At 63.4% G+C, this 20395-nt stretch carries 22 protein-coding genes; 17 read left to right on the top strand and 5 right to left on the bottom strand.

All coding sequences use genetic code 11. The annotated features are described in order from the left end of the window. The first annotated feature begins 1 nt into the window (after position 1). Genes AOT83_RS09080 through hisI form a run of 3 tightly spaced genes read left to right on the top strand, consistent with a single transcriptional unit; the run spans position 2 to position 1931 of the window. The gene (locus tag AOT83_RS09080; RefSeq protein ID WP_101312334.1) at positions 2–808 is read left to right on the top strand and encodes an inositol monophosphatase; all 807 of its coding nucleotides are present in this window, start codon (positions 2–4) and stop codon (positions 806–808) included. Beyond that, positions 805–1578: an imidazole glycerol phosphate synthase subunit HisF gene (gene hisF / locus AOT83_RS09075; RefSeq protein ID WP_030093381.1), complete on the top strand. Its 774-nt coding sequence runs from the start codon at positions 805–807 to the stop codon at positions 1576–1578. Before AOT83_RS09080 ends, hisF begins: the two co-directional genes overlap by 4 nt. Next, the gene (gene hisI, locus AOT83_RS09070; protein ID WP_030093380.1) at positions 1575–1931 is read left to right on the top strand and encodes a phosphoribosyl-AMP cyclohydrolase; all 357 of its coding nucleotides are present in this window, start codon (positions 1575–1577) and stop codon (positions 1929–1931) included. The genes hisF and hisI overlap by 4 nt, the downstream gene beginning before the upstream one ends. Here hisI and AOT83_RS09065 read toward each other — a convergent pair. The 4 genes from AOT83_RS09065 to AOT83_RS09050 all read right to left on the bottom strand — a co-directional run bounded on the left by AOT83_RS09065 (position 1905) and on the right by AOT83_RS09050 (position 6250). Then, positions 1905–2363 (bottom strand): peroxiredoxin, encoded by a 459-nt coding sequence (locus tag AOT83_RS09065; protein ID WP_030093379.1) that lies wholly within the window; start codon positions 2361–2363, stop codon positions 1905–1907. The genes hisI and AOT83_RS09065 overlap by 27 nt on opposite strands. Before the next feature lie 10 nt (positions 2364–2373). Then, positions 2374–2802 carry an HIT family protein gene (locus AOT83_RS09060; protein ID WP_057965865.1) on the bottom strand — a complete coding sequence of 143 codons (429 nt, stop codon included), beginning with the start codon at positions 2800–2802 and terminating at the stop codon, positions 2374–2376. Positions 2803–2969: 167 nt separating this feature from the next. Further along, complete coding sequence (locus tag AOT83_RS09055) at positions 2970–5810, bottom strand: MMPL family transporter (protein WP_030093377.1); 2841 nt, start codon at positions 5808–5810, stop codon at positions 2970–2972. Further along, on the bottom strand, positions 5807–6250 hold the full coding sequence (locus tag AOT83_RS09050) for an MmpS family transport accessory protein (protein ID WP_030093376.1): 444 nt from the start codon (positions 6248–6250) through the stop codon (positions 5807–5809). Before AOT83_RS09050 ends, AOT83_RS09055 begins: the two co-directional genes overlap by 4 nt. A gap of 379 nt (positions 6251–6629) precedes the next feature. Between AOT83_RS09050 and AOT83_RS09045 the strand changes: the two genes are divergently transcribed. The 14 genes from AOT83_RS09045 (at position 6630) to AOT83_RS08980 (ending at position 19944) form a co-directional block, all read left to right on the top strand. Beyond that, positions 6630–7121 (top strand): MarR family transcriptional regulator, encoded by a 492-nt coding sequence (locus tag AOT83_RS09045; protein ID WP_030097718.1) that lies wholly within the window; start codon positions 6630–6632, stop codon positions 7119–7121. A 68-nt stretch (positions 7122–7189) separates the two neighbouring features. Continuing rightward, the gene (locus AOT83_RS09040) at positions 7190–8725 is read left to right on the top strand and encodes an anthranilate synthase component I (RefSeq protein WP_057966022.1); all 1536 of its coding nucleotides are present in this window, start codon (positions 7190–7192) and stop codon (positions 8723–8725) included. Next, on the top strand, positions 8718–9350 hold the full coding sequence (locus AOT83_RS09035) for a TIGR02234 family membrane protein (protein ID WP_044105637.1): 633 nt from the start codon (positions 8718–8720) through the stop codon (positions 9348–9350). The genes AOT83_RS09040 and AOT83_RS09035 overlap by 8 nt, the downstream gene beginning before the upstream one ends. 94 nt (positions 9351–9444) lie before the next feature. Continuing rightward, positions 9445–10263, top strand: a complete 819-nt coding sequence (gene trpC / locus AOT83_RS09030) for an indole-3-glycerol phosphate synthase TrpC (protein WP_030097721.1) — start codon at positions 9445–9447, stop codon at positions 10261–10263. 6 nt (positions 10264–10269) lie between these two features. After that, positions 10270–11544 carry a tryptophan synthase subunit beta gene (trpB, locus tag AOT83_RS09025; RefSeq protein ID WP_057965864.1) on the top strand — a complete coding sequence of 425 codons (1275 nt, stop codon included), beginning with the start codon at positions 10270–10272 and terminating at the stop codon, positions 11542–11544. Continuing rightward, positions 11541–12329 (top strand): tryptophan synthase subunit alpha, encoded by a 789-nt coding sequence (gene trpA, locus AOT83_RS09020; protein WP_057965863.1) that lies wholly within the window; start codon positions 11541–11543, stop codon positions 12327–12329. Before trpB ends, trpA begins: the two co-directional genes overlap by 4 nt. A 34-nt stretch (positions 12330–12363) precedes the next feature. Further along, positions 12364–13407: a prolipoprotein diacylglyceryl transferase gene (lgt, locus tag AOT83_RS09015; protein WP_057965862.1), complete on the top strand. Its 1044-nt coding sequence runs from the start codon at positions 12364–12366 to the stop codon at positions 13405–13407. Next, complete coding sequence (locus AOT83_RS09010) at positions 13404–13760, top strand: NINE protein (protein WP_046253764.1); 357 nt, start codon at positions 13404–13406, stop codon at positions 13758–13760. The genes lgt and AOT83_RS09010 overlap by 4 nt, the downstream gene beginning before the upstream one ends. A gap of 83 nt (positions 13761–13843) precedes the next feature. Continuing rightward, complete coding sequence (gene sugE / locus AOT83_RS09005; protein ID WP_030097726.1) at positions 13844–14158, top strand: quaternary ammonium compound efflux SMR transporter SugE; 315 nt, start codon at positions 13844–13846, stop codon at positions 14156–14158. 87 nt (positions 14159–14245) lie between these two features. Continuing rightward, positions 14246–15664 carry a pyruvate kinase gene (pyk, locus tag AOT83_RS09000; protein ID WP_075908546.1) on the top strand — a complete coding sequence of 473 codons (1419 nt, stop codon included), beginning with the start codon at positions 14246–14248 and terminating at the stop codon, positions 15662–15664. A 15-nt stretch (positions 15665–15679) separates the two neighbouring features. Continuing rightward, positions 15680–16549: an acyl-CoA thioesterase II gene (locus tag AOT83_RS08995; protein ID WP_196328275.1), complete on the top strand. Its 870-nt coding sequence runs from the start codon at positions 15680–15682 to the stop codon at positions 16547–16549. Further along, positions 16546–16731, top strand: coding sequence for a PLD nuclease N-terminal domain-containing protein (locus AOT83_RS08990; protein ID WP_030097729.1), 186 nt, complete (start codon positions 16546–16548; stop codon positions 16729–16731). Before AOT83_RS08995 ends, AOT83_RS08990 begins: the two co-directional genes overlap by 4 nt. 52 nt (positions 16732–16783) lie before the next feature. Continuing rightward, positions 16784–18193 (top strand): phosphatidylglycerol lysyltransferase domain-containing protein, encoded by a 1410-nt coding sequence (locus tag AOT83_RS08985; protein WP_057965860.1) that lies wholly within the window; start codon positions 16784–16786, stop codon positions 18191–18193. A gap of 56 nt (positions 18194–18249) precedes the next feature. Continuing rightward, complete coding sequence (locus tag AOT83_RS08980) at positions 18250–19944, top strand: hypothetical protein (RefSeq protein WP_057965859.1); 1695 nt, start codon at positions 18250–18252, stop codon at positions 19942–19944. 3 nt (positions 19945–19947) lie between these two features. Here AOT83_RS08980 and AOT83_RS08975 read toward each other — a convergent pair. Continuing rightward, positions 19948–20395: DUF4190 domain-containing protein (locus AOT83_RS08975; RefSeq protein WP_057980025.1), on the bottom strand; the 448-nt coding region annotated here is incomplete at its 5' end.

The raw sequence follows: 20395 nt of genomic DNA, 5'->3' as shown, positions 1-20395 counted from the left end.
CATGCCTGATCTGAATGCGCTAGTAGCCGAGGCGTCCTTGATTCTGGACGTGGCGGCGCAGCGCTTCGTGGCCGGGCACGGTGCCGATGGTGTCGTGTTCAAGGGTGGTAAGGACTTCGCCACCGAAGAGGACCTGGCCATCGAGCGGATGGTGGTGGAGGCGCTTACCGACCGCACCGGAATCGGTGTGCACGGCGAGGAATTCGGTGGTCCGGCAGTGGATTCTGGTCTGGTTTGGGTGGTGGATCCCATTGACGGAACCGTCAACTACGCGGCGGGTTCTCCGATGGCTGCGATTCTGCTGGGACTGCTCTCCGACGGGGTGCCGGTCGCCGGATTGACCTGGCTACCGTTCATGGGGGACAGGTACACCGGTGTCGCAGGTGGTCCATTGGTGCGCAACGGTGTTGCGATGCCGCCGTTGCCACGTGCCGATCTCGCGGATGTTGCGGTGGGCCTGGGCACGTTCAACGTCGACTGGAAGGGGCGGGTGCCGGGTCGCTACCGCCTGGCGGTGGTGGAGAAGCTGAGCCGCATCACCTCGCGCCTGCGGATGCACGGCAGCACCGGTATCGATCTGGCGTTCACGGCAGGCGGGATACTCGGTGGCGCAGTGAGTTTCGGCGCGCACGTGTGGGATCACGCCGCAGGTATCGCACTGGTTGAGGCCGCGGGCGGTCACGCGACGGATCTGCGCGGCAATCTTTGGACCCCCGAATCGCCATCGGTATTGGTGGCCGCGCCCGGTGTGCACGAACAGATCCTGGAAGTGCTGGCTGAGGTCGGGGATCCGGAGGACTACCGATGAGTGTTGCTACCCGTGTCATCGCCTGCCTTGACGTCGACGATGGTCGCGTGGTCAAGGGTGTTAACTTCGAAAACCTTCGTGACGCAGGCGATCCGGTCGAGCTCGCGGCCGCATACGACGCCGAGGGCGTCGATGAACTGACCTTTCTCGATGTCACGGCCTCGTCGGCGGGTCGGGCAACCATGTTGGATGTGGTGCGACGCACGGCCGAGCAGGTGTTCATTCCGTTGACGGTGGGCGGCGGTGTGCGATCGGTGGAAGACGTCAATGTGCTGTTGCGAGCGGGCGCGGACAAGGTCGGCGTCAATACTGCGGCGATCGCACGTCCGGAGTTGTTGGCCGAGCTGGCACAGCGGTTCGGCTCACAGTGCATCGTGCTGAGCGTGGATGCGCGCCGGGTCCGTGAGGGTGACGCGCCGACACCGTCCGGGTGGGAGGTCACGACCCATGGTGGCCGCAAGGGCACCGGGATCGATGCCATCGAATGGACCAGGCGGGGAGCCGAATTGGGTGTGGGGGAGATCCTGCTCAATTCCATGGATGCGGACGGCACCAAGGCGGGCTTCGATCTTCCGATGATCGCCGCCGCGCGTACAGCGGTTGACGTACCCGTGATCGCCAGCGGCGGAGCCGGTGCGGTTGAGCACTTCTCACCCGCGGTCAAGGCCGGCGCCGACGCGGTGCTGGCCGCCAGTGTCTTCCACTTTCGGGAACTGACCATCGCCGAGGTGAAGGCGGCGATGGCCGCGGAAGGGATCACGGTGCGATGAGCGAGCTGGATCCAGGGATTGCCGGTCGCCTCAAGCGTGACGCGGCCGGCCTGATCACCGCGGTGGTGCAAGAGCGCGGCACCGGCACGGTGCTGATGGTGGCGTGGATGAACGACGAGGCGCTGGCGCAGACCCTGGCGACCCGACGCGGGACATACTTCTCGCGATCCCGGCAGCGTCTATGGGTCAAGGGCGAGACATCCGGCCACACCCAGTACGTGCACGCGGTGCGGCTCGACTGCGACGGTGACACGCTAGTGCTGGAAGTCGACCAGACCGGGCCGGCGTGCCACACCGGCGCGCACAGTTGCTTTGACGCCGACGTGTTACTTGCGGGCGCGGAGGAACTCTAGAGCCTTGTCGGCGTGCGCGTTCATGTTGAGCTCGCTCGCGAAGACTTCGAGAATCGTCTTGTCGGTGCCGATGATGAACGTGGTCCGCTTGACCGGAGCCAGCTTGCCTAACAGACCGCGCTTGACCCCGAACGCTGACGAGACCTTGCCGCCGGTGTCCGAGAGCAACGGGTAGTCGAACTTGCGCTTATCGGCGAAGTCGGCCTGCTTGTCTACCGAGTCGACGCTGATGCCGACGCGCGAGGCGCCGACTTCCTTGAATTCGCTTGCCAGATCGCGGAAGTGGCACGCCTCGGCGGTGCAGCCGGGGGTATTGGCAGCGGGATAGAAGAACAGCACGACGGGCCCGTCGGCCAGGAGCGCCGAGAGGCTGCGGGTTGTGCCGGTCTGGTCCGGAAGTTCGAAGTCGGCGACGCGATCACCAGGTTTCATGACTCGAACGCTACGCCAGCGCGTTGGACAGTCGGTTTCCCAGGGCGGAGATGGTCAAGGCGTCACCGCGGATGCCCGGTGCCCACGGCAGACCGAGCCGGTCTTTGGACTTGTCGACATATCGTGGAATCACGTGCAGATGGAAGTGGAACTCCGTCTGCCATGCGTGGGCGCCGCAGCAATTCAGCAGATTCACCCCGTCGGCGCCGAGCTCGGAAACGACCGCTTTCGCGATCCGCTGGGCCGCCACCGCGACGGCACTCAGATCCTCGGCCGGGATCTCCAGGAGGTCCTTGCTGTGCCGCTTCGGAACGACCAGCAGATGGCCGTCCGAACCCGGATTGATATCCATGAAGGCGTATGTGTCGGCATCCTCTGCCACGCGCACACCAGGAACTACACCGGAGACGATTCCGCAGAACAAGCATTCATCGGCCACCGCCTCAGGCTAAAGGCGTTGACGTATCGAATGTATGTTCGATACCGTCGAACGGTCTGGATGCCTTCGACGTGATGAGGTGCGGCATGCCATCGAAGAATGTGACGGTGTTCCTGCCCGGTGGTGTGGTGTGGGAGATTAGCTGGAACGTGTATCGGCGAGCCAGATCAATGAGTGGCAACAGTCGTTCCCCTGTACTGGGCAGGTGCTGGACGCGAACGGATGATGCGCGGCCACCAGAACAGCGGACCGAGAAGCCGGGCGATCGCGGGAGTGATGAACGATCGCACGATGAGCGTGTCCAGCAGCAGGCCAAGCCCGATAATGGACCCCAGCTGACCGACCGACAACAGGTCGCTGGAGAGCATGGCCATCATCGTCGTTGCGAACACGATCCCCGCGGTGGTGACCACCTTGCCCGAGTTGGCCACCGCTCTGATCAAACCTGTATTCAGCCCGGCTTTGCTTTCCTCCAGATAGCGGGCGATGAGTAGCAGGTTGTAGTCCGATCCCACGGCCACCAGGATGATGAAGGTGATGGGCAGGTTCAACCAGCTCAGCGGTATGCCCAGGAAGTGCTGCCAGACCAGAACCGAGAGGCCGAAGGCTCCCGAGTACGAGAACGCGACCGTGCCGATGATGACCAGTGCCGCGACCACACTGCGGGTGATCAACAGCATCACCAGGAAGATCAGCGCGAATGCCGCGATCGCCGCGATCAGGAGGTCGGTCTTGGTGGCGTCCTGGATATCCCAGTACGTTGCGGCCGCGCCCCCCAGATAAACCCGCGAACCGGCCAGCGTCGTTCCCTTCAGCGCTTCCTTGGCTGCCGGCAGGTAGGCCTGAGCGTGGTCGATGCCTTCCTCGCTCAGCGCTTCACCGTCGTGATAGATCATGTAGCGCGCGGACTTCCCGTCCGGTGACACGAAGTACTTCAGATCGATCTGGAAGTACGGATTGTCGAAGGCTTCGGGCGGCAGGTAGAAGAACTCGTCGTTCTTGGAACTGTCGAAGGCGTGCCCGAGATCCATCATCTGGCGGCCCAGCTCGTTCAGCTGAGTCAGCATCGGCCGCATGGTGCTCTGCTCGGTAAGCACCACTTTGCGCATGTTGTCCAGTTCTGCGGCACTCTTGCCGATGACCTGGACCAGCTGTGGCGTGACGGCGTCCTGGATCATCGCGGCTTTGAGGCTGTCATCGACCGCGTCGGTCATCGAATCGACCTGGTCGGTCATGTCGAACAGCGATCTCATCGCCCAGCACATGGGGATGTCGGCGCAATGCGGTTCCCAGTAGAAGTAGTTCCTCAGTGGCCTGAACTGGTCGTCGAAGTTGGCCAGGGTGTCCCGCATATTGACGGTGACGTCCTTCAACTCCTGTGCGCCCTTGAGCGAGATATGCGCCGAATCGGCCTGCTGCCCAGTCAGTTCCTGCTGCTGGCGCATCAGGGCGGCCATGCGATCGGTGATATCGGCCATCTGGGTGAACCGGTCGGTGAGATCGGTAAGGAACGGGATCAGCTCGTTGATCTTGGTTCCCATCGTCCCCATCGTGTAGGTGAAGGACGAATGCTCCAGTGGTGTGCCCAATGGCCTGGTGACACTCTGGATCATCGCGACCCCCGGCGTGTGGAACACCTCGCGTGCCACCTTGTCCAAGGCGATCATGTCCGTCGAATTGCGCATATCGTGGTCGGATTCGATCATGAGCATGTCGCTGTTGAGCTTGCTCACCGGGAAATGCCGGTCGGCGGCCGCATAGCCCTGGTTCGCCGGTACATCGCCGGCGATGTAGATCCGGTCGTTGTAATTGGGCTTGTACGTCGGCAGGGTGATCGAGCCGATCATCACCACGACACTGCTCACGACGAGAATACGCCCTGGCCACCGCACGGTGACGGTACCCACCTTGCGCCAAATGCCAGAGTCCGCTTTCCTTTTCGGGTCAAAGATCCCGAAACGGCTGCCGAGTGCCAGCACCGCGGGCCCGAAGGTAAGGGATGCCGCGACCGCCACGAGCGTCGCCGCCGCGCACGGCAGGCCCATCGTGTTGAAGTAATTAAGGCGGGTGAATTGCAGGCAGAATGTCGCGCCGGCAATGGCCAGGCCCGAGCCCAGGATGACGTGGGAGACGCCCTTGACCGCGGAGTAATACGCGGTTTCCCGGTCCTCGCCGGCGTGACGCGCCTCCTGGTACCTACCGATCAGGAAGATTGCATAGTCGGTTCCGGCGCCCAGAATCAACGACACCAGGATGTTCGACGCGAACACGGAGATGCCGATCAGCTTGTGATACGCGAGGAAAGCGACAACGCCTCGCCCACAGGACAGTTCCACCATCACGATCAGTAGTGTCAGCAAAGCCGTTGCGACAGAACGATAGACGATGAGCAACATCACCGTGATGATGACGATGGTCACGTACATCAGGCGGATCATGCTTTGGTTGCCTACCTGGAGCATGTCCGTGGACAACGGGGCCGACCCGGAGACATAGACCTTTACCCCATTGGGGGGCTGGACTTCGGCGACCAACTCGCGGACCGCACGGATCGATTCGTCCGAGACTGTCGAACCTTGATCACCTGCGACACGGACGAGTGTGTAGGCAGCCTGACCGTCGGAACTCTGCACACCTGCGGCAGTCGTGCCCTGGCCCCACAGATTCATGACGTACTGGACGTGCTTTTTATCGTTTTCCAGCTTGCTGGCCAGCACATCGTAGAACTTGTGGTCGTCGTCATTCAGCTTGTGATCACCCTCCAGGATGACCATCGCCAGGCTGTTGCTGTCTGATTCCTTGAACGATTCCCCGATATGGATCAAGGCTTTCGAGGACGGAGCATCGAGCGGTACCAACGGGCCCTGATTCGCGTCGGTAACCGGTTCGAGCTGTGGCACTACGGTATTGATCACGATGGTGAACGCCACCCACGCGAGCACGACCAGTATCGAGTATTTACGAATTGCCTTGGCGAAGCGCGGCTTCTGGGCGGAGTGTGCGCTCATGCGGAAAGCACCTGGCACCAGACGCCGGCGTGCTCACCGGTCGCGGTGTGCTCCGAGCGCACCAATCCGTCAACGGTGATGCGGCAGCCGACATTTCGCCCAGCCACCTGAGCTGTGATGTCCCCGGTCGCGGTCGTCAAGACGGTCGTTTCAGTGTGTGTCCAGGGCAATCCGGTGAGTTCGATATCGACAGGTCTGTTGTCGGTATCCCAATAGCTCACCCGTGCCCAGCCGCCGTAATCGCCGTACACCTCGTAGACGATGTTCTTGGGATTGAACTGAACGACGGCGAAATTGCCCCCCGGGCTGCGGGTGAGGTCCTGCGAGCCGAAGACCCCGTGCGCGAACTTGATGGCCAGCCCGGCGATAAGAACTATGGCGATCGCTAGTGCGGGTAACCAGATCTTGCTGACCACACGACGGCTTCTGGAAACGCTCATGGCTGCACCTTTCGAGGATCAAGACCAGCGGGGACCCGCAACATCTGGGGGGCGTCGGCTTGCCTCATTGCTTGCCGAGTGGTGTGGAACGTGGTCGTCACGAGTGACGGCCGATGAGTCTCGCGATCGATTCGTCTGGGCCATGTGCCAGATGGTCAGAGCGGGAAAGCGTGCTCATGCGTGACAGATACTATACAAGTTATGTATTAGGTGTAGATCTCGCTGCTGAGATCCTTGTCTCAGCAGCTGGTGCGAGTGATTGAGGAATAAAATGGCCGCACTGCGGGCGTTTGTTGCCGAGCTCGCCGATGGTGATGCCCCGTTTTCGATAGCCTGGGCCCGATCCGCGTTATCCGGCACACCTGGACCGAGAGGCATGATGGCTGTCCACGAGAGTTCGATCACCACCCGTGACTGGACGCTGAACAGGCCGGAGCTCGACACGTCCGCTATGGAGGTGATCGGTTCGCTGAAGCGCGCGTCGGGATTGCTCAACCGGTTGCTCGAGCCTCTGTACGCGTCCGCTCCCATCGCCGAGCCCGAACACGACATCCTGGTCGTGCTCCGGCACCGCAAGGGGCCGGTGATCGCGCGCCAAGTCGCCGAAGAACTCGGGGTATCGCAGGCCTGGGTGAGCAGAATGCTGCGCAAGCTGGAAGAGCGCGGGTACGTGCGACGCGAAGCCAATGCCAACGACCGGCGCGCCGCCATCATCAGCATGACTGACAGTGGCCGGTCGGTCGTGGACGAACTGTTTCCCGAGCAACTGCGTATCGAAGCCGAAGCGCTCGCCGGGCTCGGAGACGAGCGCGCCTCGGTCGTCGCGGGCCTGGAGCGACTCGTCGCGACCCTCAAGGCATACGAAGGTTAGGTTCCGCATACCGCTGACGCTGGTGGCATGGCCGAATCCGTTGGCGGGGGTCTGGGAGAATGGCACGCATGCATAGCACCGTCAGTGGCGCCGCGACCACGACCAGGGAAGAGTTCAACGCCCTGGCGGCGGTGCATCGGGTGGTGCCGGTGACCCGAAAAGTGTTGGCAGACAGCGAGACACCGCTCTCCGCCTACCGCAAGCTGGGCGCCAACCGGCCCGGCACCTTTCTGCTTGAATCGGCGGAGAATGGGCGGTCGTGGTCGCGCTGGTCCTTCATCGGCGCGGGATCGCCCTCTGCCCTGACGGTGCGCGACGGCCACGCCACCTGGCTCGGGGCCGCCCCGGAGGGGGCTCCCGGCGGGGGCGATCCGCTCGATGCGTTGCGGGCCACCATGGACCTGCTGGCAGGCGAGGCGCTGTCGGACCTCCCGCCGCTGTCCGGCGGCATGGTCGGTTTCCTGTCCTATGACATCGTCCGGCGGCTGGAGCGGCTTCCGGAGCAGACAGTCGACGATCTGGGGCTGCCGGATCTGCTGCTCCTGCTCGCCACCGATATGGCGGCCGTCGATCACCACGAAGGCACCATCACTCTCATCGCCAACGCGGTGAACTGGGATGACACCCCGGAGCGTGTGGCCGAGGCCTATGACGGCGCGGTCGCGCGACTCGACGTGATGACGGCGGCGCTGGGGCAGCCGTTGCCCTCGACTGTTGCCCATTTCGAGCGCCCGGCACCGGCGTATCGCAGCCAGCGCACGGTGGAGGAATACAGCGCGATCGTCGACAAACTCGTCGGCGAGATCGAAGCCGGCGAGGCATTTCAGGTGGTGCCGAGCATGCGCTTCGAAATGGAGACCGACGTCGACCCGCTGGAGGTGTACCGCATCCTGCGGGTCACCAACCCGAGCCCGTACATGTATCTACTGCATGCGCCGGATGCCGATGGCGGGACAGCTTTTTCGATCGTGGGATCGAGTCCGGAGGCGCTCGTCACCGTCAAGGACGGAGTGGCCACCACCCATCCGATCGCAGGAACGCGCTGGCGGGGCGCCACCGATGAGGAAGACACCTTGCTCGCCAAGGATCTACTCGCCGACGAGAAGGAGCTCTCCGAACACCTCATGCTGGTTGATTTGGGCCGCAACGATCTCGGACGCGTATGTACGCCCGGCACGGTGCGGGTCAGCGATTACAGCCATATCGAGCGCTACAGCCACGTCATGCACTTGGTCTCGACAGTGTCGGGATCGCTGGCGGACGGTAAGTCAGCGCTGGACGCCATCACCGCATGTTTCCCCGCGGGAACGCTGTCGGGGGCGCCGAAGGTACGCGCCATGGAGCTCATCGAGGAAGTCGAGCTGACTCGTCGCGGACTGTACGGGGGGGTGCTGGGATACCTGGACTTCGCCGGAAACGCCGATTTCGCCATCGCGATCCGAACCGCGCTGTTCAAAGACGGGCGTGCGTACGTGCAAGCCGGTGGGGGTGTGGTCGCCGACTCCACGGGCGAGTACGAGTACAACGAAGCCAGGAACAAGGCCACCGCGGTGCTCAATGCGATCGCCGCGGCCGAAACCCTCACGGGCGCCGCGGATGTCTAATCCGGCTCCGCCGCAGTCGGGCCGCAAGCGGCTGGTCACCGGCGCCGGATTGCTCCTGATCGCAGCCGGTGGACTGTGGGGAGCCTCAAAGTTCACGTGGGTGCGCCTGCGTTCCTTCGACGGTTTGGGTGAGCCGCGAACGATTCTGGTTTCCGGCGCCGACTGGTCGGCGGCCTTGGTCCCGTTGGCGGTCGCCTTGGTAGCGGCGGCGATCGCGACTCTGGCCATCCGCGGATGGGCCCTGCGGATCCTGGCGGTTCTCGTCGCGGTGATCGGAGCGGGTGCGGCCTATCTGGGGGTCAGCCTATGGGCCGTTCGTGATGTCGGGCCCCGCGCCGCGGACGTCAAGAACGTCCCGGTGTCCACCCTGATCGGCGCCGACCGGCTCTCCGGTGGAGCCACCACCGCCGTGGTGGCCGCGGTGGTGGTCGTATTGGCCGCCATTACGCTTCTGCGGGCCGCACGGGGTGTCGTGGACACCAAGTATCAGACTCCGGCTGCGCGACGCTCAGACAGTGCGGATCTGGGAGAAAAGACGCAGAGCGAGCGGGTGATGTGGGACAGCCTGGACGATGGACAGGACCCCACCGTCGGTCCGCCCGAGCGTTCGTCGGGCCCTACCTGACCCGGTTTTCTTGTGTGAGCCTCGAACGGCTACCCTTCTGTGAAGTTCGAGCGTGTAGGCGCGGGGGCGTCGCAAGAAGGGAATCGTCGAGGTCATGAGTTCGGGAACCGTACTCGATTCGATCCTCGATGGCGTGCGCGCTGATGTCGCGGCTCGCGAAGCCGTTGTTGATCTGGCCACCGTGAAGGCGGCCGCCAAAGCAGCACCCAAGCCACTCGATGTCATGGCCGCGCTGCGCGAGCCGGGAATCGCCGTGATCGCCGAGGTGAAGCGGGCCAGCCCATCGCGTGGTGCACTGGCCGATATCAGCGATCCCGCAGAGCTTGCCAAGGCCTACGAGGACGGGGGAGCACGGATTATCAGCGTGCTCACCGAGGGGCGGCGATTCCACGGAAGTCTCGACGATCTGGACTCGGTGCGCGCCGCCGTATCAGTTCCCGTGTTGCGCAAAGACTTTGTCATCAGTCCGTATCAGATCCACGAGGCGCGGGCACATGGTGCCGACCTGATCCTGCTGATCGTTGCGGCGCTGGAACAGACCGCACTCGTCTCGCTGCTCGACCGCACCGAGTCGCTGGGGATGACCGCGCTGGTGGAAGTACACACCGAGGAAGAAGCCGATCGTGCGCTGTCCGCCGGCGCATCCGTTATCGGTGTCAATGCCCGCGACCTGAAAACTCTTGAAATCGACCGGGATTGCTTCTCGCGTATCGCGCCGGGGCTGCCCAGCGGCATCATCCGCATCGCCGAGTCCGGCATTCGCGGGACGGCCGACCTGCTGGCGTATGCCGGTGCAGGTGCCGACGCCGTACTGGTCGGTGAGGGATTGGTTACCAGTGGCGATCCGCGCGGAGCCGTCGCCGATTTGGTGACCGCGGGCACGCATCCGTCCTGCCCCAAACCGGCTCGCTAGACAATCATGAAGAACACCGGCCTGCCGCAGATGAGTGCTGCGATCGCCGAGCCCACCGCGCATGATCCCGATGGCCGCGGGCACTTTGGTCCCTACGGCGGCCGATATGTGGCCGAGGCCCTGATGGCCGTCATCGAAGAAGTGACCGCCGCGTACGAGAAGGTCAGGTCCGACCGGTCCTTCCTCGACGAGCTCGACCGGTTGCAGACGCACTATGTGGGCCGGCCCTCGCCGCTGTACGAGGCCGAGCGCCTCAGTGCCCACGCCGGCGGTGCACGTCTGCTGCTCAAGCGAGAAGACCTGAACCACACCGGTTCCCACAAGATCAACAACGTTCTTGGCCAGGTCCTCCTGGCCAAGAGGATGGGCAAGACACGCGTCATCGCGGAGACCGGCGCGGGACAGCACGGAGTCGCCACTGCCACCGCGTGTGCACTTCTGGGGCTCGAGTGCGTCATCTACATGGGCGCCGTCGATACCGCACGCCAGGCACTCAATGTCGCACGAATGCGGCTGTTGGGATCGACCGTGGTGTCCGTGGAATCGGGATCGAAGACCCTCAAGGACGCGATCAACGACGCCATGCGCGACTGGGTGACTAACGCGCACAATACCTACTACTGCTTCGGTACCGCTGCCGGCCCACATCCCTTCCCGGTGATGGTTCGCGATTTTCAGCGCATCATCGGTATGGAAGCGCGGGCTCAGGTACAGGACCAGGTCGGCAGATTGCCAGATGCGGTGGTGGCCTGTGTCGGCGGCGGCTCGAACGCGATCGGTATTTTCCACGCGTTCATCGACGATCCACAGGTGCGGCTGGTCGGGTACGAAGCCGCCGGCGACGGTGTCGAAACCGGAAGGCACGCCGCCACATTCACCGGTGGCACGCCCGGGGCTTTCCAGGGCTCCTACTCGTATCTGTTGCAGGACGAAGATGGTCAAACTATCGAGTCTCATTCAATCTCAGCGGGTTTGGATTACCCCGGAGTGGGCCCCGAGCATGCCTGGCTGCGTGAGACCGGGCGCGCCGATTACCGCCCGGTGACCGACAGCGAGGCCATGGACGCCTTCCTGCTGCTTTCTCGCGCCGAGGGCATCATCCCGGCCATCGAATCGGCACACGCCGTCGCGGGCGCACTCAAGCTCGGAACGGAGCTGGGCGAAGGCGCGGTGATCGTGGTCAACCTGTCCGGACGCGGCGACAAGGACGTCGAGACCGCGGCCAAGTGGTTCGACCTCTTGGACAAGAACGACGCGGATCAGAACGGGGCCGGGGCATGACGCAGTCAGGCCGCCTGACCGAGGTCTTCGACAAGTGCCGCGCCGAGGGGCGTGCCGCGCTGATCGGTTATCTGCCCAACGGGTATCCGGACCTGGACACCTCGATCGAACTGATGACCACGCTGGTGCAGGGCGGGTGCGACATCATCGAAGTCGGAATCGCCTACTCGGATCCGATGATGGACGGCCCGATGATCGCCGCGGCGGCGGAAACCGCGCTGAGTAACGGGATTCGGGTGGCTGACGTTTTCACGACGGTCCGCGCCATCACCGATGCCGGCGGACAGGCCGTCGTGATGTCGTACTGGAATCCGGTGCTGCGGTATGGCGTTGACGCATTCTCACGTGACCTCGCCGCGGCTGGAGGCCTCGGAATCATCACCCCTGATCTGATCCCCGACGAGGCCGAAGACTGGATCGCGGCCTCCGATGCTCATGACCTCGATCGCATCTTCCTGGTCGCGCCCTCATCCACGCCGGAGAGACTTGAAAAGACGATCGGCGCATGCCGGGGCTTCGTCTACGCGGCGTCCACCATGGGTGTCACCGGCGCTCGCGATGCGGTGTCGAATGCCGCTCCCGCACTGGTGAGCAGGGTTCGCGAGGTCTCCGATATCCCGGTGGGGGTCGGTCTTGGCGTGCGATCCGGTGCTCAGGCAGCCGAGATCGCCGCATATGCCGACGGCGTCATCGTGGGCTCGGCGCTGGTAGCGGCCGCCCCCCAAGGTGCGACCGCCGTGCGTAGCCTGACTGAAGAGTTGGCGACCGGAGTCCGAAGGGCCTAAGCCCAGGGATGACAGGAAAAGCAGGGACAACACCGTGACAGTCGTGAATCTGGCATATATCCCCAGCCCGCCCCAAGGGGTTTGGCATCTGGGGCCCATCCCGATCCGCGCCTACGCACTGTGCATCATCGCGGGCATCATCGTCGCGCTGGTCATCGGCGATCGTCGATGGGAGCAGCGCGGCGGCGAGCGCGGCGTCATCTATGACATCGCGTTGTGGGCGGTGCCGTTCGGACTGGTCGGTGGACGTCTTTACCACGTGATGACCGACTGGCAGACGTACTTCGGCCCGCACGGCAAGGGTCTGGGCAAGGCGATCGCGGTCTGGGAAGGCGGCCTCGGTATCTGGGGAGCCGTCGCCCTCGGTGGTGTCGGCGCCTGGATCGCTTGCCGCCGGCGAGGTATTTCGTTGCCCGCCTTCGGCGATGCGATCGCTCCCGGCATCGTGCTGGCCCAGGCGATCGGCCGGTTGGGCAACTACTTCAATCAGGAACTCACCGGTGGTCCCACTACGCTGCCGTGGGGGCTAGAGCTGTTCTACCGGCGCTCGGCCGACGGCACGGTAGACGTTCTCAATCTCAACGGTGTGTCCACCGGAGAGGTCGCACAGGTCGTCCACCCGACCTTTCTCTACGAATTGTTGTGGAACGTCCTTGTTTTCGCGCTGTTGATCTTTGTCGATCGGCGCTTCAAGATCGGGCACGGACGCCTGTTCGCGATGTACGTCGCGGCGTATTGCGTGGGACGCTTCTGGGTCGAATTGGTGCGGGTGGACCCGGCCACACAGTTTGGTGGAATTCGCGTCAACTCCTTCACTTCGACACTGGTGTTCCTCGGTGCGATCGCCTACATTCTGCTGGCCCCCAAGGGACGTGAGGACCCGGCGACCCTGGGTGGTACCCCAGCGCAGACCGAAGAGGCCGCGAGCGCGGACGGTGAGGCTGCCGCTCAGGAACCCGCGGACTCTACTGATGCCGCGGACGCGGGGGAGGAAGACGTCACGAAACCCCCGGTGGACGACCCCGCTGAGGAATCGGCCGACGAGACCGGTGAGAATTCTGGCATTGTGGAGAAATGACCGAGAGCACGCCGCCTCCTTTCGGAACACCTCCGCCGGTGCCGCCATCGCCAGGCGTCCCGTATCCACCCCCATATGTGGACCCCGCCGCACCGTACGGGCGTGACCCGGCCACCGGGGCACCGTACTCAGATAAGTCGAAGCTGATCGCCGGCCTGCTGCAACTGTTGGGCCTGGTCGGATTTCTGGGCTTCGGTCGGATCTATCTGGGACAGACGCTGCTCGGCGTTGTCCAGCTGCTGATCGGCCTGGTGACGTTCGGAATCGTCGCTGTCATCTGGGCGGTCGTCGATGCGGTCCTGATCTTCGGTGGCAAGGTCAGCGATAAAGCGGGTCGGCAGCTTCGCGATTGACATGTGAGACAATGAAGATGACCGGGACGACCCGGTAATTCTTCGCCAGGGGACGGCCTCACCGAAATGTGGAGGTATCTCTCATGGTTTGGCTGGTCCTTCTTCTTGCGGGTCTGCTCGAGGTGGGCTGGGCCATCGGTCTGAAATACACCGAGGGATTTACTCGGCTGTGGCCGACCGTCGGCACTGTCGGATCGATGATCATCAGTATCGCGATGCTGGGCATTGCGATGAAAAGCTTGCCGGTCGGCACCGCCTACGCGATCTGGGTGGGTGTTGGTGCTGTCGGCACCGCAATCCTGGGCATCGTGCTGTTCGGCGATTCGGCCAACGCCTGGCGGCTATTGAGCCTGGGGTTGATCGTTGCCGGCATCATCGGTCTGAAATTGGCCTCCTGACAACGCAAACCGGTGAAGGTAACCGCTTGGTGAATCGTGTCCGCGCTGACTCGTGAGTAGGTATCAGCACGACTATGCTCAAAAGTCGTGACGAGACGCGGAAAGATTGTTTGTACCCTTGGTCCTGCGACCGGTTCCGCCGAGCTTGTGCGTGAGCTTGTCGAATCCGGGATGGACGTCGCGCGACTCAACTTCAGCCACGGCGAGCACGCCGACCATGAGCAGAACTATCGCTGGGTGCGTAAGGCATCCGACGAGACCGGGCGCGCGGTCGGCGTGCTCGCGGACCTGCAGGGTCCCAAGATCCGGCTGGGCCGGTTCGCCACCGGGGCCACCCATTGGGCGACAGGCGAACAGGTCAGGATCACCGTCGAGGATGTCGTGGGAACCCCGGACCGGGTGTCGACCACATACAAGCAGTTGGCTACCGATGCTGCCGTGGGCGACAGGCTTCTGGTGGACGACGGCAAGGTCGGCTTGACCGTCGAGGCGATCGAAGGCAACGACGTGGTCTGCCGGGTCACCGAGGGAGGTCCGGTCAGCAACAACAAGGGGCTCTCCCTTCCGGGGATGAATGTCTCGGTGCCGGCCCTGTCCGAAAAGGACATCGCGGATCTCGAGTTCGCACTGCGCCTCGGGGTGGACCTCATCGCACTGTCGTTTGTGCGGTCGCCCGGCGATGTGGAACTGGTGCACGCCATCATGGACCGCGTCGGACGTCGGGTGCCGGTGATCGCCAAGCTCGAGAAGCCCGAGGCGGTCGCCAACCTTGAGGCGATCGTGCTCGCATTCGACGCGATCATGGTCGCTCGCGGCGATCTGGGGGTCGAACTTCCGCTCGAAGATGTGCCGATTGTGCAGAAGCGCGCTATCCAGATCGCGCGTGAGAACGCGCGTCCGGTCATCGTGGCGACTCAGATGCTCGAGTCGATGATCGAAAACTCACGCCCGACGCGCGCCGAGGCTTCGGATGTCGCCAACGCGGTCCTGGACGGGGCAGATGCCGTGATGTTGTCGGGGGAGACCTCGGTGGGCAAGTACCCCATGGAGGCCGTGCGGACGATGGCCCGCATCGTGTCCGCGGTCGAGAGCCACTCGGTGAGCGCGCCGCCGCTGACCCACGTGCCGCGAACCAAACGCGGTGTCATCTCATATGCGGCGCGCGATATCGGCGAACGGCTCAACGCCAAGGCCCTGGTGGCGTTCACACAGTCGGGCGACACGGTGCGACGGCTGGCCCGGTTGCACACTCCACTGCCAGTGCTGGCCTTCACCCCGCTGCCCGAGGTACGTAGCCAGTTGGCGCTGACCTGGGGAACTGAAACCTTCATCGTCCCGGTCATGGACACCACCGACGGCATGATCCAACAAGTGGATACGGCGTTGCTGGCTATGGAGCGCTATCAACGGGGAGATCTGGTGGTGATCGTCGCGGGCGCTCCACCCGGGACAGTAGGCTCGACCAATCTGATCCACGTACACCGGATCGGCGAGGACGACCACTAGAGACGAGGATCGAGCATCAGCAACGCACCTGATTTCGCACAGCTACTCGCGCTGCTGGAGCTGAAGAACCCCGAGACCGACCTGTTCATCGGCGGTCACCCGACGGTCAATCCGCCCCGGACCTTCGGCGGTCAGCTGATGGCACAGTCCGTGGTTGCCTCGGGGCGCACCGTGTCCGAGAAGCTCTCGCTGGCGGCCGTCTCCACCCATTTCATCAACGGTGGCGACCCCGAGCAAGACATCGAGTTCCGGGTCCTGCGATTGCGGGACGAGCGCAATTTCGCCAATCGCCGCGTCGACGCGGTCCAGGGTGACCTGTTGCTGTCCTCCGCGTTGGTGTCGTACCTGAAGGATTCACCCGGGCTGGAACATGCGGTGAAACCGCCGACGGTGGCCGATCCTGAAACACTGCCGACCATCGACGAGCACCTGGTCGGCTACGAGGAGACCGTGCCGATGTTCGTGGCCGCCCTCAAGCCCATCGAATGGCGCTACGACAACGATCCGGCCTGGGTTCTCAAGGCGAAATCCGAACGGCTGGAACATAATCGGGTGTGGATGAAGACCCACTCCGCACTGCCCGACGATCCGGTTCTGCACAGCGCGGCACTGGTTTACGCATCGGACACCACGGTGCTGGATTCGATCATCACCACCCATGGCCTGTCGTGGGGTTACGACCGGATTTTCGCCGCCACCATCAACCACAGCGTCTGGTTTCACCGCCCGGTGCGCTTCGATGACTGGGTGCTCTACGCAACCGAGTCGCCGGTTGCCTCGGCGGGCCGGGGAACGGGGGCTGGGCGTTTTTTCAATCGCGAAGGGGCGTTGCTGGCCAGTACTATCCAGGAAGGTATTGTCAAACACTTCCCGGGGCGGTCATGATTCGAATTCTTTCTCTACTGGTGCTGGTTCTTACTGTCGTCACCATCATTTCCATCATCAAAGACCCGGTCAAGCCCAATGGCGAGAAGCTTCCCTGGGCCATCATCGTGCTCGTCTTCCCGATCTTCGGTCCCATCCTCTGGTTTGCGATCGGAAAGAGCGATCCCTCCGACCGCTGGTAGCTGCGGGAGTATTCTTGAAGGTCGGTATTGGGAGACCGTGGGAGGTGGCTGAATGCTGGAACCGTCGGCCGCAACCACCCACGTGCGTATTGCCGAACGCATTGCAGTCCACAGCGATTCGAGGCCCGCACGGTTGGTGAGTGCCGCCGCGGTGCTGCTGGTCGCGGGATGGCTGGTGTTGTTGGTCGCCCATTCCGGATACCCGAAGCAACCCGATTTCGATGAAATCCTCTGGCCGCTCACCGTTCTGTTGTGCGTCGGATTCATCGCTCGCGGAATCTTTCTGGGGCGGCCGGTCACGTACGGTCATGCGGCGTGGGCCGGAGTGTCCGTGCTGGTCGCGTTGGGGGCCGGAGTCCTGCAGTTCGAGCACGCCGGCGATGCGTTGGTCGTCGCGGCCGGGCTCATCCTCATGTGGCCGACATCGGCGCCGGCGCAGCCCGAGGCGCTGGCCGAGGTCGGTGCACTGGTGGACAGAACCGGTGACGACCCGTTGGCAGCCTTCGCGATGCACTCGCTCAAGTCGTATTACTTCAACGCCGATCGCAACGCAGCCATCGCGTACCGGACGCGCGCCGGTTTTGCCGTGGTCGGTGGAGATCCGATCGGTGACGAATCCCGGTTCCCGTCCCTGGTTCAGGAATTCGCGGCCATGTGTCGCTCGCATGGCTGGCGCATCGCGATATTGGGGTGCAGTGAGCGTCGTCTATCGCTGTGGAGTGACCCGCATTCCCTGGGGCATTCACTCCGCGCCATCGCGGTGGGTCGTGATGTCGTGGTCGATGTGCAAGCCTTCGACATGGTGGGCCGCAAGTATCGGAATCTGCGCCAGGGTATGCAGCGCACCCACAACGCGGGGGTCACCACAGAGATCGTCGACGAGCGCGGTCTCGATGGCGGGCTGCGCGCCGAACTGCAACAGGTGATGGAACTTTCGCACGGAGGCCGCTTCGAGCGCGGATTCTCGATGATCCTCGACGGTGCGCTACTCGGGCGCTATCCCGGCATTCGGCTGATCATCGCCCGGGATGATCGCGGTGTGGTGCAAGGGTTTCACCGCTACGCAACCACCGGGGGCGGCACCGATATCTCTCTCGATGTGCCGTGGCGGCGCCCGGGTGCACCGAACGGGATCGACGAACGACTGACCATCGACATGATCGCACTCGCCAGGACCGAAGGCGCCCGTCGCTTGTCGCTGGCGTTCGCGGCATTCCCGGAGATCTTCGCCGAGCAGGACCGCACTCGCGTGCAGGAGCTCTGCTACTCGGCGATTCACGTACTCGATCCGCTGATCGCCCTAGAGTCTTTGTACCGTTACCTGCGCAAATTCCACGCGCTGGGGGATCGGCGCTACGTGCTTGTGCAGATGTCCACGGTGCCGCTGGTGGCATTCGCGTTGCTGAGCCTGGAGTTCACCCCACGGTTGCGCCCCAAAACAGCTGCTGGAGCGCCTGCGTAACAGGACATTAACGTCTGGAAAACGCGCACGACTTGGGCGCTCGACAGGCTGTCCGCGTGACCGACACTCTCGATACGACTGCATCCGCACCCGTTTCGTCTGCTCCGTCCACCCACGATGCCGCCGAAAGCGCGGCACTGCGGGAGACCTTGGAGGACTACACCCTCCGATTTGCGCCCAGGCGATTTCGACGGTGGAGCCCGGCTGTTGTCGGTGTGACCGCCCTGGGTGGCATCGCCTACCTGGCCGACTTCGCGATCGGCGCCAACATCGGAATCTCCTATGGCACCGGAAATGCCCTGTGGGGGATCGGGTTGTTCGCGGTCATCATCATCCTGACCGGAATCCCGGTCTCGTACTACGCCGCCCGTTACAACATCGATCTCGACTTGATCACGCGCGGAAGCGGATTCGGTTACTACGGCAGCATCGTCACGAACATCATCTACGCGACGTTCACATTCATATTCTTCGCGCTCGAAGGCTCGATCATGGCCCAGGGCCTGAAGCTCGGGCTTGGCGTGCCGCTACCCATCGGATATGCGGCCTCCACCATCATCATCATTCCGCTAGTCATCTACGGGATGAAGGCGCTCTCGGTGCTGCAGGTGTGGACCACTCCGCTGTGGCTCGTCATGATGGTCATCCCGTTCGTCTATCTCGTGGTGCGTCACCCGGATTCGATCGGAAGCTTCTTCGCCTACGGTGGCAAGGAGGCACAAGGCGTCAATCTGGGGTCGATCATGCTCGCCGCGGGCGTGTGCCTGTCCCTGATCGCCCAGATCGCCGAGCAGATCGACTACCTGCGGTTCATGCCGCCCAAGACGCCCGAAAACAGCCGCCGCTGGTGGACCGCGATGCTGCTGGCGGGGCCGGGCTGGGTGCTGTTCGGAGCCATCAAACAGGTGATCGGGCTGTTCCTGGCGGTGTATCTGATCGCCAATGTGGCCGGCGGCGCTGCCGTGGCCAATCAGCCGGTGCACCAGTTCCTGGAGATCTACCAGAACATGATGCCGCACTGGCTCGCCATCACGCTGGCCGTGATTCTGGTGGTGATCAGCCAGATCAAGATCAATGTCACCAACGCCTACTCGGGTTCGCTGGCCTGGACGAACTCATTCACCCGTATCACCAAGCACTACCCGGGCCGGTTGGTCTTCGTGCTGTTCAACCTGGTGATCGCCCTGGTGCTGATGGAAGCCAACATGTTCGACTTCCTCAATACCATTCTCGGGTTCTACGCCAACTGCGGTATGGCCTGGGTGGTCACGGTGGCCACCGATATCGCGATCAACAAGTACGTCCTGAAGCTCTCGCCCATGAAACCGGAATTCCGGCGCGGCATGCTCTACGACGTCAATCCGGTCGGATTCGTCTCGATGCTGCTGTCGGCGGGCATCTCGATCCTAGTCTTCTTCGGAGTGTTCGGCGAGGCGATCCGGCCCTACTCGCCGATTGTGGCCGTCGTCATCGCCTTCGTGTTGCCGCCCATTCTCGCGGTCGCGACACGCGGAAAGTACTACCTGCGTCGCACCGACGACGGTATCGACCTGCCGATGTACGACGAGTACGGGAACCCGTCGGATGAGTTACTTCGTTGTGCCGTAAGCGGAATCGAGTTTGAGCGTCCCGATATGCTCGCCTCCGCCAAGCCCGGTCCCGACGGCGAGAAGCAGTACATCTCCTCGCTCAGCCTGGCCACCGATCGTGTCGGCGAGCACGTGCTGCCCGCCGATCCACCAGCGCGGTAAACGTCAGGGCGCGGGAGTACCGGCCTTCTGATTCATCCGCTTCTCGAAGTCGTTCTGGCATTGGGTTGCCTTGACTTGGTCACCCTGGGCATTGGAGACGCACGTGAGGAAGTCGGTCAGACCGGCTGACCTCATGAAAACCAGCGTGAACACCAGGATCGCCGCGGACAACAGCACGGCAAGGGTTCCGAGCACGATGCCGGAGATCGCCACACCGCGATTGTTGGCTTCCCCGCGCGTGACCCTTCGCACGCCGACGATCCCGAGGATCACCGCAACAAGGCCGCCGATAAACCCGCCAAAGACTGTGCAGGAGAACAGAACGGCGATGATGCCCACCACCAGCGCGCCTACCCCGAGACCATTCTTTGGGGCGGGCGGGGGCACCGGCGCACCGTACTGATACGGGTAGGGAGGCGGGTACCCGCCGGGCGGCTGATACGGGTAGTAC

Source organism: Mycobacteroides sp. H001 (assembly GCF_001440005.1).
GTDB classification, from domain to species: domain Bacteria; phylum Actinomycetota; class Actinomycetes; order Mycobacteriales; family Mycobacteriaceae; genus Mycobacterium; species Mycobacterium gwanakae.
The sequence above is the reverse complement of the archived record's forward strand: the minus strand, read 5'-3'. Positions and strand labels throughout refer to the sequence as shown.